Source organism: Ammoniphilus soli (assembly GCF_040813775.1).
Window position 1 is genome coordinate 472871 of record NZ_JBEGDL010000001.1, and the last position, 15047, is coordinate 487917.

At 44.7% G+C, this 15047-nt stretch carries 16 protein-coding genes and 1 riboswitch; of the genes, 14 read left to right on the plus strand and 2 right to left on the minus strand.

The genetic code is table 11. The features are described from left to right. The first annotated feature begins 27 nt into the window (after window positions 1-27). Window positions 28-585 (plus strand): tRNA 5-(aminomethyl)-2-thiouridylate-methyltransferase MnmM, encoded by a 558-nt coding sequence (mnmM, locus tag ABLT31_RS02480; protein WP_367748421.1) that lies wholly within the window; start codon window positions 28-30, stop codon window positions 583-585. Between the two features lie 208 nt (window positions 586-793). On the opposite strand, the gene ABLT31_RS02485 is transcribed toward mnmM, so the two are convergent. Then, window positions 794-988, minus strand: a complete 195-nt coding sequence (locus tag ABLT31_RS02485; RefSeq protein ID WP_367748424.1) for a hypothetical protein — start codon at window positions 986-988, stop codon at window positions 794-796. Between the two features lie 154 nt (window positions 989-1142). Here ABLT31_RS02485 and ABLT31_RS02490 point away from each other — a divergent pair, with 154 nt between their 5' ends. The 8 genes from ABLT31_RS02490 (at window position 1143) to ABLT31_RS02525 (ending at window position 9290) form a co-directional block, all read left to right on the plus strand. Beyond that, on the plus strand, window positions 1143-1430 hold the full coding sequence (locus tag ABLT31_RS02490; protein ID WP_367748426.1) for a DUF4288 domain-containing protein: 288 nt from the start codon (window positions 1143-1145) through the stop codon (window positions 1428-1430). 88 nt (window positions 1431-1518) lie between these two features. Further along, entirely contained in the window at window positions 1519-1674 is a 156-nt protein-coding gene (locus ABLT31_RS02495) for a hypothetical protein (RefSeq protein WP_367748429.1), read from the plus strand. Between the two features lie 205 nt (window positions 1675-1879). Then, a complete protein-coding gene (gene miaB / locus ABLT31_RS02500; protein ID WP_367748432.1) occupies window positions 1880-3394 on the plus strand; it encodes a tRNA (N6-isopentenyl adenosine(37)-C2)-methylthiotransferase MiaB in 1515 nt (504 codons plus the stop codon). A 7-nt stretch (window positions 3395-3401) separates the two neighbouring features. Beyond that, on the plus strand, window positions 3402-3854 hold the full coding sequence (locus ABLT31_RS02505) for a YlbF/YmcA family competence regulator (RefSeq protein WP_367749342.1): 453 nt from the start codon (window positions 3402-3404) through the stop codon (window positions 3852-3854). 213 nt (window positions 3855-4067) lie between these two features. Then, on the plus strand, window positions 4068-4622 hold the full coding sequence (cotE, locus tag ABLT31_RS02510; RefSeq protein WP_367748434.1) for an outer spore coat protein CotE: 555 nt from the start codon (window positions 4068-4070) through the stop codon (window positions 4620-4622). Between the two features lie 137 nt (window positions 4623-4759). Then, window positions 4760-6196: a putative amidoligase domain-containing protein gene (locus ABLT31_RS02515; protein WP_367748437.1), complete on the plus strand. Its 1437-nt coding sequence runs from the start codon at window positions 4760-4762 to the stop codon at window positions 6194-6196. Between the two features lie 39 nt (window positions 6197-6235). Further along, window positions 6236-8845: a DNA mismatch repair protein MutS gene (gene mutS, locus ABLT31_RS02520; protein ID WP_367748439.1), complete on the plus strand. Its 2610-nt coding sequence runs from the start codon at window positions 6236-6238 to the stop codon at window positions 8843-8845. Between the two features lie 190 nt (window positions 8846-9035). Next, a complete protein-coding gene (locus tag ABLT31_RS02525; RefSeq protein ID WP_367748442.1) occupies window positions 9036-9290 on the plus strand; it encodes a hypothetical protein in 255 nt (84 codons plus the stop codon). A 91-nt stretch (window positions 9291-9381) separates the two neighbouring features. On the opposite strand, the gene ABLT31_RS02530 is transcribed toward ABLT31_RS02525, so the two are convergent. Further along, window positions 9382-9537 carry a hypothetical protein gene (locus ABLT31_RS02530; protein ID WP_367748445.1) on the minus strand — a complete coding sequence of 52 codons (156 nt, stop codon included), beginning with the start codon at window positions 9535-9537 and terminating at the stop codon, window positions 9382-9384. Window positions 9538-9720: 183 nt separating this feature from the next. Here ABLT31_RS02530 and mutL point away from each other — a divergent pair, with 183 nt between their 5' ends. The 5 genes from mutL (at window position 9721) to ABLT31_RS02555 (ending at window position 14905) form a co-directional block, all read left to right on the plus strand. Further along, window positions 9721-11562: a DNA mismatch repair endonuclease MutL gene (gene mutL, locus ABLT31_RS02535; RefSeq protein WP_367748447.1), complete on the plus strand. Its 1842-nt coding sequence runs from the start codon at window positions 9721-9723 to the stop codon at window positions 11560-11562. Window positions 11563-11565: 3 nt separating this feature from the next. Then, the gene (locus tag ABLT31_RS02540; RefSeq protein WP_367748450.1) at window positions 11566-12339 is read left to right on the plus strand and encodes a class I SAM-dependent methyltransferase; all 774 of its coding nucleotides are present in this window, start codon (window positions 11566-11568) and stop codon (window positions 12337-12339) included. Window positions 12340-12351: 12 nt separating this feature from the next. Then, entirely contained in the window at window positions 12352-13290 is a 939-nt protein-coding gene (gene miaA / locus ABLT31_RS02545; protein WP_367748453.1) for a tRNA (adenosine(37)-N6)-dimethylallyltransferase MiaA, read from the plus strand. 48 nt (window positions 13291-13338) lie between these two features. Continuing rightward, window positions 13339-13572 carry an RNA chaperone Hfq gene (gene hfq, locus ABLT31_RS02550; protein ID WP_129197296.1) on the plus strand — a complete coding sequence of 78 codons (234 nt, stop codon included), beginning with the start codon at window positions 13339-13341 and terminating at the stop codon, window positions 13570-13572. Between the two features lie 259 nt (window positions 13573-13831). Further along, a riboswitch (SAM riboswitch) is annotated at window positions 13832-13941 on the plus strand. A gap of 139 nt (window positions 13942-14080) precedes the next feature. Continuing rightward, complete coding sequence (locus tag ABLT31_RS02555; protein WP_367748456.1) at window positions 14081-14905, plus strand: MetQ/NlpA family ABC transporter substrate-binding protein; 825 nt, start codon at window positions 14081-14083, stop codon at window positions 14903-14905. Window positions 14906-15047 lie beyond the last annotated feature (142 nt).

Sequence of the window (15047 nt, forward strand, 5' to 3'; positions counted from 1 at the left end):
TGTTTAGTGGAGGAAAAGGAGGTACTTATGTTCCCGCGAATTACTCAAACCGCCCATCAGCTAATTGAATCTAGAGTACGGCCCGGGGATGAGGTCATTGATGCAACCATGGGTAATGGACATGATACTTTGTTTTTAGCCCAGTTGGTTCAGGATCAAGGAAAGGTCTATGCTTACGACATTCAGAGCCAAGCCATTCTAAGTACGGATAAATTGTTATCGTCATATGGGTTGCGGCATCGTGCTGAGCTGCTTCACAGATCCCATGATGAAATGGATTACCCTGAGGGAAGTATGGCCGCAGTCATATTCAATTTAGGGTACCTACCTGGTTCTGATAAAGTGATTGCCACTCAAGCAAGTACCACGCTTGCTGCTATTGAAAAAGCTCTTCGTCTTATCAGGGTGGGTGGATTGATTGTCTTAACCGTCTATTGGGGACATGAAGAAGGGAAGAACGAAAAGGAAGAAGTCGAATGGTATGTCGAAAACCTTCCTTATCCTGAATTTATGGTTCTGCGATACCAGTATGTAAATCCTAAAAATCAACCGCCTTATATTCTGGCCATCGAGCGACGCAGGTAAAGAGGGAAGAGACGAATCTCCTCCCTCTTTCTTTTTTTACAGAATCAGAATGTATAACCTTTTGAATCTCATCCTGATTCTGCTTAAATTCCCTAGCTTTACATCAACCCTACGGGTCAAATATGATAAAATCAATTTTATCATATTTGAGGGTTTATCCCTTGATGTAAAGTTAGGGAAAAAGCTTCCTCTAAAAGTGGTCTGGCTACTACTCTCCGGGATTTCCAATTTTCTTGTGGAACGGAACCTTCTTATTCTTTAAGCCCTCATAATGCTCTGGTGCATATTGACGCACTTGAGACTTGGCTTCACGGGGACGGGGGCGTCCGTCAGGCTTATAGAATTCGGTAGCAAATTCTGCTCTGGCAAAATCCCGCTTGTTGCGGAAAATGTCTTTAGGCATGTAAACCACTCCTCCTTTTGGCGAGTAGGAATAGTTTTTCCCGCTTTCGCAGGAACATAGCATGAAACATTCGCCAGTGCATGGACCTCTTGAGGTTAGGGAAATGTAAGGTTAATGTGTTGTGTGGCGGAAACTTAAAGTGAGGTGAATCCGTGTGTGGTATACAGCTTCTATACTTTTTCGTGTGGAACAAGTGGAAGAAATGCCTACGTATTGCGAAACTTTGGTAGTATTAAAAGCGGATTCTGATGATGAAGCTCTTTTGTTAGCAAACCAGTGGGGGAAAGAGTATGAAGATGAAATTTGGGAAACTAACGGGAAAAAGACACGTTGGGTGTATGATCAGGTACTGGATGTATGGGAGCTATTTGACGAAGAAATTCGCAGCGGGACTGAGGTCTATAGCCGGTTTTGGGCTGCCCCTCCATATCTTGATGAATAAAAAAGCAGAAAAAGGGATAGACGCCAGTCCATTTTCGATTTACAATAAATCTCGGAAAAATTTTATTATAGGCATAGGTGATACAATAATGGGCAGATATCAAATTTTATTTGAAACAACGGAAGGTAAACAGATCAGCGGACATATGCTGGCGAATAACCAGGAAGAAGCCAGAAAAAGAGCGGAACAAGATTTAAGCGAAAAAAATGGATTAAAGCGGATCATTGAAGTCAAAGAACGCTAGTCAACCAAGCAGTCACATAAAGGTGGCTGTTTTTTCTTGTTTATTGTTTGCTTTGCGCCAACCGCCCTTCGTTTTACTTTGACACGCCATTTGTTATAATAGGGGAGTTAAAGTGCAAACAATAAGGGAAACTTGTGTCAACTAACACGATAAGGTGTTTGTCATAATATCAAGTAAGGGGCGTTATCCCAAAAGGAGTGATTCGATGTCTAACAAGGATTATAGCCAATATTTCCAAACGACCTATAATACAGATGCGAAAAAGAAAAAACCAAAAACCGCCGAAGACGTGGGTTATTCGCAAAAGGAAGCGAAGCGACGCGGCAAAGAGGAAATCATGGTTGTCAACTTCGATCCGATTCCGGACGAACTAAAGGAACTCGGGAAAGATAAAACGTATTGTTTGGTTACCTTCGGGTGTCAGATGAATGAGCACGATAGTGAAACCATTGCCGGAATCCTTGAAAATATGGGCTATACAGCAACGGATAACGAGCGGAAGGCAGATATCGTCTTGTACAATACCTGTGCCATCCGGGAAAATGCAGAAGATAAAGTGTTCGGACATTTAGGCGCCCTGAAGGCGGAAAAACTGGAAAGACCCGACATGATCATCGGAGTATGCGGATGCATGTCCCAAGATGAGTCTGTCGTCAATCGGATTTTGCAAAAATATCAGCATGTTGACTTGATCTTCGGTACCCATAACATTCATCGTCTTCCTATTCTTTTGAGGGATGCCCTGTACAGCAAGGAAATGGTTGTAGAAGTATGGGCGAAGGAAGGGGATGTCATTGAGAACATGCCGAAAGTGCGCGAGGGCGGGCTAAAGGCATGGGTTAATATTATGTATGGGTGCGATAAGTTCTGTACATATTGCATTGTTCCTTATACGCGAGGCAAAGAGAGAAGTCGTTTGCCCGAGGATGTGATATCCGAAGTAAGAGAACTGGCTCGACAAGGGTATAAGGAAATAACTCTTTTAGGACAAAACGTTAATGCCTATGGAAAGGATTTAACGGACCGCAATTATTTGTTTGGAGATCTGATGGATGATATCTCAAAAATCGATGTGCCAAGGGTTCGTTTCACGACAAGCCACCCTCGTGACTTTGATGATCATCTCATCGAGGTGCTAGCTGGAGGAGGCAACCTTGTGGAGCACATCCATCTGCCGGTTCAGTCTGGAAGTACAGAAGTTCTGAAAAAAATGGCTCGCAAATATACCAGGGAACAGTATTTAGAGCTTGTCGATAAGATCAAGAAGGCAATCCCGAATGTTGTTTTAACAACGGATATTATCGTTGGCTTTCCGGGGGAAACAGAGGAGCAGTTCCAGGATACTCTATCCATGGTTGAGCAAGTAAGGTATGATTCAGCCTATACTTTCATTTACTCTCCCCGTCATGGCACCCCAGCTGCAGGGATGGAAGACGACATCACGGAAGAGGTCAAAAAGGCCCGCCTTCAGCGTCTAATGGAAGTCGTGAATCGCATTGCTAGGGAAAAGAATGAAGAACTGCAAGGACAAGTGGTTGAGCTTCTTGTGGAAGGGGAATCTAAAACAAATCCTGATGTTTTATCAGGCAGAACGAGAAGCAATAAACTAGTTCATTTTGTCGGACCAAAGGATTGTATCGGAAAGTTTGTCCATGTTAAAATAACAGAGGCCAAAACATGGACCTTATATGGGGAACTTTTAACAAAAGTGGAGGTTTAAGATGGGGATGGGGAATGCACAGGTAATCAACCAAAGCGTTATTGTTGATAAAGCAAAAGAGCTGGCAGACATGATTGCTAGCTCCAACGAAGTGGAATTCTATAAAAAGGCAGAGAGGCAGATCAAAGCGAACGACAAAGTTCAAGAGCTGATCGGCGCCATCAAGAAGAAGCAGAAAGAAGCGGTTGCACTCGAGCATTTGGGACGAACTGAGCTAATTAAAAAAGTGGAAGCTGAAATAGATCAACTCCAGGAAGAACTCGATGAGATTCCACTTGTCGCTGAATTTAAGCAAACGCAATTAGAAATTAATGATCTTTTGCAGATGGTAACCAATGTAATTGCCAATACCGTATCTCAGAATATAATTGTTTCAACAGGCGGAGACCCTCTAAGCGGCGAAACGGGGTACCCGAAAGCCAAGGGTTCTGCGGACCATGATGACTGCGGTTGTTGCTAAATGGATAAAGGAAAGTGCTGAAATTAGGCACTTTCTTTTTTTTGCCTTGAGAACCCTAGACGAATGTCCTGCATAGGCTGAAGTAAATATAGAAAATATTTAACAGGGTTTGGAAGTACGTTTGTGAATTCACTTTTGATCAGTGAATGTTGCACCCTAGACGAATGTCCTGCATACAAATGTACTGAAAAGCAGTATGGAGGAGGTAAAAACATGCCGAGTACAGATAAAGAAATGCAGTACCGTGAAATTATTACGAAAGCGGTCTGTGGAAAAGGTCGTAAGTTCTCTCAAAGAACGCATACCCTTACCCCAAAACAAAAGCCTTCCAACATCTTGGGATGCTGGATTATTAATCACTCCTTCGATGCAGATAAGGTAGGTGACGTGATTGAGGTATCGGGTTCCTATGATATTCAAATCTGGGTATCGTATAACAACAATACGGATACGGCTGTAATCAAGGAAAATGTTTCATTTGTCGAGAATGTTCCCCTTTCCTTTTATGACAGCAATTCCCGCGGGAATTTTGAGGTGCTTTCTCAAGCCACTCAGCAGCCCAATTGTCTCGAAGCAAGAATTGCTGCGGGCGGGAATATCGTGGTGAAGGTGGAAAGTGAATTTGCCGTTGAGGTAATCGGTGAAACGAAGCTTAATGTAGTTTGTACCGATATCTTGGAAGACGGCGACAAGGAAGTAGACTTCGATGACCTTGAGGATGTTGAAGATTTCGACGACCTTGATGGACTCATCGACGACCTCGATTGAATAGGATAGGGAGGATCATCCTCCCTTTTTGTTTTCTTTAGCACCCTCCTGGAATAGGGGCATATGTTGATAGGGAGCTATTGCGGTATTCTTGGCATTGAGGAGTTATCCTCCATGTTGAAGAAAGGAAGAGTAGAATGTCAGCATTCTTGATATATTCTAAGCAAAACTCGTTAGCGCCATTGTTGTCCCTTCTAAAGATCCCGAGCGGTACGACCCTAGCCAATGACGATGTGGATGTTATCATCCAATGGGGAGGGGACGCCTATTCGTCACAGGATCCGACCAGACATGTTCTGAACGGAGCTGAAGGATTAGCCAACATTTCTAGCCGTCGCTTGATGCTGGATATGCTGAAATGGAACGGGATTCCTACTGTGGATAGCAATGGGCTTTCGTCCAAAGTTTCTACTATTAGAAGATATTTTGTTCCTGTCTTTCAGCAGCAAGAACTTGCCCTATTCCGGTCGCGTGGGCGCAAAGTATGGTTGACTAATGAAATTTCACCAAACACGGATGATACCTATGAAGAGATTGAGATGAATCGCAGCCTGCGAGAGATCCGTAAGGTGCTTCGACTTGCCGTCCGCAGCCTCTACGCAGTTGGTCTTGATTTTGGAGGGGTTCTCATCGCCATCGGAGTAAATGGGACAATGCAGGTCATCGACATTACCCCTACGCCTAAGCTGAACGAGGCATTAGCAGAGAAGTTTGCGGATGCTATACATGAGTATGCAGCGCAGTACAGCCGCAAATCGCCCCGATCTGTCATATTAGGCGCCGATCCTGAATTTGTATTGAGGAACAAACATACAGGCAAGATGGTATTAGCCTCCCGATACTTCGGGAAAAAAGGAAAGGTCGGCTGTGACCAAATCTGGATCCGCAGCGATCAAACGAGAAAACAACTCCCCTTAGCTGAACTTCGTCCTGACCCATCAAAGGACCCGCGACAACTTACGATTAATTTGTATAAGACGATGCTATTAGCCGAAAAAAAAGTCGCCAACTCATCCATTGAATGGCTAGCGGGCGGTATGCCGCTGAAAGGGTATCCTATAGGAGGCCATATTCATTTTAGCCAGACCTCTGTCAATTCCTATTTTTTGCGTGTACTTGACTCCTACCTCGCCATTCCGCTCATGCTTATAGAAAATCATCATTCCCTAAGCAGAAGGCCAAAGTACGGATTTCTCGGAGACTTTCGCAAACAGTTCCACGGCGGATTTGAATATCGGACACTCCCAAGCTGGCTAGTGACTCCGCGCGTAACGAAAGGAGTGCTGTCTCTAGCGAAATTGCTTGCTGAGTCTTATACGGAATTGAACCAGCTCCCGGTTCTTAATCCATCTATCCAAAAGGCCTTCTATGAGGGAAACAAGAGAGCGGTCTTCAGTGCGGTGAATTCCATATGGGCGAAAGTAGAAAAACTAACGGGTTATATTAAATACCAAAACTATATTACCCCATTACGCGACATGATCTTCCGCATGGAAGAATGGGATGAATTCCAGGATATTCGGGTCGCTTGGCAAATCCCTCCTTATTCTCATAAAAAAACAATCATTGTATGATATAATGGTCTCGATTTGTGAAGTAGGAGAGGAAGTCCAATGGCTAAATATACACCGATGATGGAGCAATACTTATCCATAAAGGCAGACTATCCAGATGCCTTTCTTTTTTTTCGTTTAGGAGACTTTTATGAGCTGTTCTTCGAGGATGCTGTTCTGGCCTCAAGAGAGCTTGAGATTACGTTGACCGGCCGGGAGGGTGGGGGACAAGACAAGATCCCGATGTGCGGGGTCCCTTATCATTCTGTCGATGGCTACTTGCACACCTTGTTAGCTAAGGGCTACAAGATTGCCATTTGCGAACAGGTAGAAGATCCTAAAGAGGCAAAGGGAGTGGTCCGCCGCGAGGTTGTACGAGTCTTGACCCCCGGAACAGTAATGGAAGGAAAAATGCTGACCGACCGGGAAAACAATTACTTGGTTTCGGTATGGGCGGAAGAGGGGCAGTATGCTTTAGCTGCTTGCGATATCTCAACCGGACATTTCCATGCGGGGCAGTTTGATTCTTTGCAGCAATTAATGGGGGAAGCTTTATCCTATCAGCCGAAAGAGATTTTGATCTATGACAATGACGGGGGCCAGTTGCTGAAGGATCGATTCCGTACGGTGGGGGTTAGAGCCATACAGCTGATCAAAGAATCAGCCGAAGAAGATCTGGTCCGGCTTGCACAGATCCAGTTTCCTGAGCAAGGGGGAGAACCTTTGCTCTGGAAAAATATTGGACTGCTATTGTCCTATCTTAAGGAAACTCAGAAAAGAACATTGGCGCATATCCTGAGTTTAGAAATATATCAGTCTGAGCAATACATGACCATTGATCTTTATTCCAAAAGAAATTTGGAATTGAGCGAGACCCTGATGGATCAATCAAAAAAGGGATCTCTTCTTTGGTACTTGGATCATACGATTACTTCCATGGGGGCTCGCATGCTGCGCAAGTGGGTCGACAAGCCTCTGGCGGATCGCGCCAAAATCGAACAGCGATTAGATGCCGTCCAATTTTTTTCCGAGCATTTCTTGTTGAGAGAAGAGCTAAGAGAGTTGCTCAAAGCCATTTATGACCTTGAACGATTAGCCGGAAGGGTTTCTTACGGGAATGCAAATGCCAGAGACTTGGTTAACCTGCGAAGCTCTTTAGAATGCATTCCGCTGATAAAGCGGCTAATGTCAGGTCAAGCAGGCTTATCCAAAGGGCTAGTTGAACTCGTTGAAAGATTAGATGAGTGCGAAGATATTGTTCAGCTCATTTCCCATGCCATTGCTGATGAACCGCCGATTTCCTTGAAGGAAGGCGGTCTCATCCGCGAGGGTTATGATGAATATTTGGATAAGCTAAAAAGAGTTAGCCGAGATGGAAAGACTTGGATCGCGCAGCTGGAACAAAGAGAACGGGAAGCAACAGGAATCAAGTCGCTTAAAATTGGATATAACAAAGTGTTTGGCTATTATCTAGAGGTGACAAGGGCTAATCTGGCCCAAATTCCACCTGGTCGATATGAAAGAAAGCAAACGTTAGCCAATGCCGAAAGGTTTGTCACACCTGAGCTGAAGGAAAAAGAAGCGTTGATCCTCGAGGCAGAAGAAAAACTAACGGAGCTGGAATATCAAATCTTTGTTCAGATCCGCACGCAAGTAGCGATGGAAATTGCCAGGCTGCAAGCATTATCCAAGGAGGTATCCGCCCTCGATGTGCTAAGCGCACTAGCACAGGTTGCTCAGGAATATCGCTTGGTTCGCCCTCAGTTGACAGAGGATTCGTCCATCGTCATTTCAGACGGCAGGCATCCTGTTGTGGAAAGAGTTTTAGAGAATGAAACGTTCATAGCGAATGATACGGTGCTGAACGACGAGGACCAGCGTATATTGTTAATCACAGGCCCCAATATGGCGGGAAAAAGCACCTATATGCGCCAGCTTGCCTTAATTGTCATCATGGCCCAAATAGGCAGCTTTGTCCCTGCCAAGGAGGCTTCCCTGTCACTGGTAGACCGCATCTTCACCCGCATCGGGGCGGCAGACGATTTGGTTGGCGGGCAGAGTACGTTTATGGTAGAAATGAAGGACATACAGCTGATGACCACACAAGCAACCCGAAACAGTCTTGTCATTATAGATGAGATTGGCCGGGGGACATCCACGCACGATGGGATGTCGATTGCCCAGGCTGTGATCGAATTCCTTCATAACCAGATTGGATGCAAAGCCCTGATTTCCACCCATTATCATGAATTGGCCATCTTGGAGGAAACACTCCCGCGTTTAAAAAACTATCATATGGCCGTTCAAGAAGAAGAAAGTAATATCATCTTCTTGAGAAAGCTGAAGCGGGGAGCCACGGATGAAAGCTATGGGATTTATTGCGCCAAACTTGCCGGTATGCCCAGCTCTATCATACAGCGGGCAGAAGGGCTTTTGGAAAGCTATAAAGAAGCCCCCCTTTTCCTGCCTTCGGACAAGCCAAGCAGCCCTGAAACCTTGCAGTTGGATTTGTTTGCAGTCAATGAACCAGCACCGGGAGCCAAAGAAACGGACGAGCCCAAGAAAAAGTACGATAAATTAGTGAAAGAACTGAAGGAAGTGGATCTTCTGAACATGACGCCGCTTCAGGCAATAAACTATCTTCATGAGATCAAACAAAAGCTTAGGTAGCCTCCTAAGCTTTTTCTTTTTACCGTGATGGAAAGTTTAAGTTCGCTAAAATGTTAAAGCGAACAAAACTTTCCTGGAGGAATGAAAAGCTTCCTCTAAAGGCGGTCTGGCTTCCTTGAATATGCTTCGAAGAAGCTTTTCTTAAAGTGGGCATAATACATCTTAAAGAACTGATAAGGGGTAGAGTGATATGTTTTCTAATCAGCATGTAATTAAATCCGTAATTGAGCTCTTAAATCAGCATTTTGATATGACTATAACTCTGGGGGAGGAGAATGTTCCTTTTGTGACCTCTGCTAGGTTGAAGACGGAAGGGGCTGCGGCGAATTTCCTGAACGAACTCATTCAAACAATAGACCAAGGGGAAGGGCTGGAGGGCCAGATCAACTACTACTTTGATAATGAATTGGATTATGATACCCCGGAAGAGTTTCATCGGTATTAGCAGTACTAATGGGGGATTGGAGGCTGACTCAGCGTAAAATCCCCTTATCACGAAAAAAAGAGGGGTAAACCCTCCATTCCTAGAAGTAAAGCTAGGATTTTTTATTTTGATCCGATATATCTTGAAGCAATAACTCATACACATTCATTCCCTCTAATCGTCCTTCCTGAAGTCGCTCGGGGTCACGAACGCTGTCATAATGGTCAATTGAAAGCAGCGCCTTCTTTGTGTTTCGCTCTTTTCCCATCATCCATCCTCCTTTCTGTATTTAGTAAAGTACCCTAAATTTCTTAAAGCAACTTTCCAGATTTTGTCCTTCTTGGAGTGAGGAACCGCCCTGTACAGCAGGACTGGTTCCTTTTTTTCTAGATGTGGTATGATATAAAGATAAATTGCAGCAAACCCTCAAGAGAAGGAAGGTGTTAGTTTCATGGGGGTCATTCAACTGTTAGATGATCGATTGGCCAATATGATTGCAGCCGGGGAAGTGGTGGAAAGGCCAGCATCCGTCGTCAAGGAATTGGTCGAGAATGCAATCGATGCCGGCAGCAGAAAAATTGAGGTCCACGTAAAAGAAGGGGGATTAAGCCTCATCCAAGTTATTGACGATGGCCATGGCATGTCTCCCGAAGACTGCGAGATTTGTTTCGAGCGCCATGCAACCAGCAAGATAAAGCGAGACCGGGACCTATTCCACATTTCAACACTCGGCTTCCGGGGTGAAGCTTTACCCAGTATCGCCGCAGTTGCTCGCGTAGAATTAAAGAGCTGCAATCAGTCGGGACAGGCTGGCACTCGAGTGGTGATGGAGGGGGGAAACAAAATCAGTGTGGACTCCGTGGCCCACCCCCAAGGGACGGAAATTACCGTAAAAGACCTATTCTTCAACACTCCAGCCCGCTTGAAATATTTAAAAACCATTCAAACCGAGATTGGGCACATTTCTGATTATATGAACCGATTAGCGCTCTCTTTTCCGGAGATCGCGTTCCTTTTGACAAGCGAAGGAAAGACTTTGTTTAAAACCTACGGGGATGGACAGCTCCTGCATGTGATTGCATCCGTATACGGCATGCCTATTGCTAAGGAGATGGAGCCCATCCGGGCAAACAACCTCGATTTTCATATCGAAGGCTACATGGGGAATCCACAGACAACTCGGGCCAATCGTTCCTATATCTCTCTTTTGGTTAACGGCCGCTATATACGCAATCATGGTCTTATAAGTGCAATTTTAAGGGGCTATCATACTCTTTTGCCTATAAACCGCTACCCTATCGCCATTCTAAAAATCAATCTTGATCCAACCTTGATCGATGTCAATGTTCATCCGGCAAAGCTTGAAGTTAGGCTAAGCAAGGAGCAGGAGCTATTGGCTTTCGTGGAAGAGGAAGTAAGAAAAGTATGGGGAAAGCAACGGTTGATTCCAGAACCTTCGCGTTCCTATCCCTCTGAGGTGTCTACCCAGACCAGGCTGGAGCTAAACAGGCCTACTTCTTATCCTCTTACACGTATAGAGCAAAATAATAAGCCTGATCAGAGATCAGAAAGAGAAGCTGCTGCAAAGTATACCGAGTGGCTGCTTAAGCAAGCGGAAGAGAAGAAGGACATCAACGAGAATGCGCCCTTAGCGGTTTCGGAAGCTCCTGTTGCGATTAGAGAAACATCGCCTCCGCCACCCAAGCCGGCTGTTCCTGAGTTTTACCCCCTTGCGCAGCTTCATGGATCATATATCCTTGCGCAAAGTGAAGAAGGGCTGTACATGATTGATCAGCATGCAGCACAGGAACGGATATGGTATGAATACTTTCTCGAAAAGCTTAGTCAGGAACAAATCGAGATGCAGGATTTGCTTATCCCTTTGTCCATTCACCTTTCTATCAAGGAGATGAGGCAGGTTCAGGAAAAAATGGATTTATTTAAACAGGTCGGCTTAGATATGGAGCCCTTCGGAAGCCAGACTTTTCTAGTCCGGGCCCACCCGAGATGGTTTCTCGAAGGAGAAGAGGAATCCATTATCCATGAAATGGTAGAAATGATTGCCAGTGGAGAAACTAAAATTGATACGCTTAAGCTGCGTGAAAAAGCAGCGATCATGATGTCCTGCAAGGCGGCGATCAAAGCGAATCGGCACCTTAGCCACATTGAAATGGAAGCTTTGTTAGACAAGTTGAGAGAAACCCATTCACCATTTACTTGTCCGCATGGACGTCCAATTATTATCCATTTTTCTAAGTATGATATTGAAAAAATGTTTAAGCGAGTGATGTAAGACATGATCGTAACCACATCCCAGAAAGAAACGCAAACCCTGACCGATAAAGCACGGGCTCTTGCCGCGCAAATTCAAGGGACATTCATACCTAGAAAAGAGAGATCTATTGAGAGGTTTTATGAAGAGGAGGAGACAGATCAATTTCTCGTGATTACGAAGAAAAGGATACAATGGTACGCCAAAGGGAAAGAAAAGCCGTTTTTTTTTCACCCTGGCATGGCTACTGTTCGTATAAAGCGGCTTCTGGGCGGCGATAATGATATAATGATTCAAGCGTGTCAGCTTCGGAATGGGGATTCCTTTTTAGATTGCACGATGGGTCTTGGAGCGGACAGCCTTGTTGCTTCGTTTGCAGTAGGAGAGGAAGGAAGAGTGACAGGGATAGAATCTGAGCCTATCATTGCTCTCCTGGTTGAGCAAGGGCTACAAGCCCTTGAGGAATTCCCCGAGTTGGATGAAGCTGCAAGGCGAATCGAAGTGATGTGCAGCCATCACCTCGATGTGCTAAGGAAGCTACCAGATAAAAGCTATGACATTGTCTACTTTGATCCTATGTTTCGGCAGGGGATCCTTGAATCGGACTCTCTCCAGGTTCTTAGGGGGTATGCTAACCCAACGCCACTCGATATCCAGGCGGTCAACGAAGCGCGCAGAGTAGCCAAACGTAGAATCGTTCTTAAGGAGCGCAGGGATAGCGGGGAGTTCGAACGTCTTGGTATAAGTGTAATCCATAACGATAGCACGGAAATCGCATACGGCATCCTCGAGACTTAGGGAGGATCAAACATGAACAGTAAAGAAAAGCTTTTGGTCATTGTAGGCCCGACTGCAGTGGGAAAAACCGCCTTAAGTATTGATTTGGCCAAGGAGCTTAGCGGTGAGATCATTTCAGGAGATTCAATGCAAGTCTACAAGGGGATGGATATTGGGACAGCCAAAATCACTAAAGAAGAGATGGAGTCCATTCCTCATTATCTTATTGATATCATTTACCCTCATGAAGCATTTTCTGTTGCCGATTTTCAGCATGAGTCAAGAAGGCTTATTACGGATATGAACTATAGGGGAAAGCTTCCGATGATCGTAGGGGGAACAGGTCTATATATTCAATCTGTCATTTATGAATATCAGTTTTCCGAAGCCCAGAAAGACCATTCCCTGCGCGATGCTTTAGAAAAGTTTGCGGAAGAACATGGGAAAGAGGCGCTGCATCAACGGCTGCAATCCATTGATCCGATTACCGCGGAACGTCTTCACCCGAATGATGTAAAAAGAGTAATCCGTGCGTTAGAAATTTATCAATTAACGGGAAAGCCTATGGCGGAATTTCAACAGCGGTCACCCGAGTCTCCTTATCAACTCTGCCTTCTTGGATTGACAATGGAGCGGTCTGTCTTATATGAGAGAATCAACCGCCGTGTAGATATCATGGTTGAACAAGGCCTTGTGGACGAGGTCAGGAGATTGCTTGACGAAGGATATCATAAGGGTCTTCAATCGATGCAAGGGATTGGCTACAAAGAGATGGTTGAGCATCTAGAAGGTACACTATCGCTTGATGAGGCCGTTGAACTGATTAAGAAAAACAGCCGGAATTTTGCAAAGCGCCAGTTGACTTGGTTTAGATCCATGAAGGATATCACCTGGCAGGATATGACTAACCCCGGGGATAGGCAAGAGCTTGTCGAAAATATTCGAACCTTTGTAGCAGGAAAGATTAGGTAAGACCACGAATATAACTGTTAAGATATAAATAGAGGAGGTAAACCCCCAATGGCAAATTCCATCAACATTCAGGATACGTTTCTTAACCACTTGAGAAAGGAAAATGTTCCAGTTACCATATATCTAGTGAACGGATTCCAATTAAGAGGACTGATCCGCGCGTTTGATAACTTCACTATTGTTATTGATAGTGATGGCAAGCAGCAATTAGTATACAAGCATGCGATTTCCACATTCCTTCCCCAACGTCCGGTATCCCTTATGCCTGATAATCAGGAATAGCTCGCGGAAATCCAAACGATTTGCCAACCAAGCCAGAGATGCTCTCTGGCTTGGTTTTTTTATTTTGGTTTTCTCTGACTGTTTTAATTATATAGACTTCATCTGATTTTATTGACAGAAAGATCAAAACGTAATATTCTCAATAACGTTATCTTCTCTATCTCCTGCGACTATTAATGGAAATGCATTGATCTTCTGAGAAGCAGATATGGCAGAAGTTAACAAGTATAGAGAGTTATTCCGCTAGGAATTGTTTTTTGTCTTATCCAGAGAGGTGGAGGGAATGGCCCTATGAAACCCGGCAGCGGATCTTCTGCTTGAAGATGCTGTGCCAATTCCAACAGGACGCCGAGTTCTGACAGATAAGAGAGTGACCGTGACTACATACACGTCAAACCTCTTCTCTGCGAAGAGGTTTTTTATTTGTCATCATCCAAGGGCCCGGATACTGACAATAAAAGGGTTCTCTCTCCTAAAGCCAATGCCAACATGAAGGGGAGTCAAGTAAATGAAAAAATGGACTAAAGTCTTAGCGACATCGATATTAGCCGTATCTCTTCTTGCCGGATGCGGAAGCTCTGAAGATCAACCAACCCAAGCTAGCGAGGAACAAACGGCTAAGTTGAAAATAGGAGTAACAGCCGGTCCGCATGAAGAAGTCATGGAGAAGGTAAAGGAAGTAGCAGCCAAGGATGGATTGGAAATTGAGATCGTAGCCTTCAATGATTACGTTCAGCCTAACAAAGTATTGGCTGAGGGAGAATTGGACGCAAATAGCTTCCAGCATGAGCCTTACTTAGAACAATTTAAAGCAGACCATAATTTGGATTTGGTGAAGCTAGCTAATAACATAAATTTCCCAATGGGGATTTATTCGACCAAAATTAAAGACGTAAGTGAACTGGAAGATGGAGCTGAAGTAGGATTGCCGAACGACCCGACGAATGGCGCCAGAGCTCTTCAGCTGCTTGAGCAAGCAGGCTGGATAAAGCTAAAAGAAGGAGTTGGCGTCAAGGCAACGGTCCATGACGTAGCGGAAAATCCAAAGAACATAAAGTTTAAGGAGTTAGAGGCTGCATTCCTTCCTAAGGCGCTTGATGACCTGGCGGCAGCAGCCATTAATACAAACTTTGCTATGGAACATGGCTTTGTCCCGACGAAGGACTCCATCTTTATCGAACCGAGCGATTCTCCTTGGGTAAACCTTATTGCGGTTCGTGCGGAGGACAAGGATCGTCCGGAGTTCGAAAAGCTTGTAAAGGCCTATCATTCCGATGAAGTGAAAAAGTTTATAGAAGAGAATTTCCAAGGCTCTGTGGTCCCATCCTGGTAAACTGTTCAGTATGCAGCAAAGTGGAATTGGAGAAGCTTTGAATAAGAAAAGAAGACCTCCTCACAGGGGGTCCTTCTTTTTAAGGTGGAGGACCGGCTACTTGAAAATACATCAGTTATGAGGTTTGAGATGCAAGCTAGTT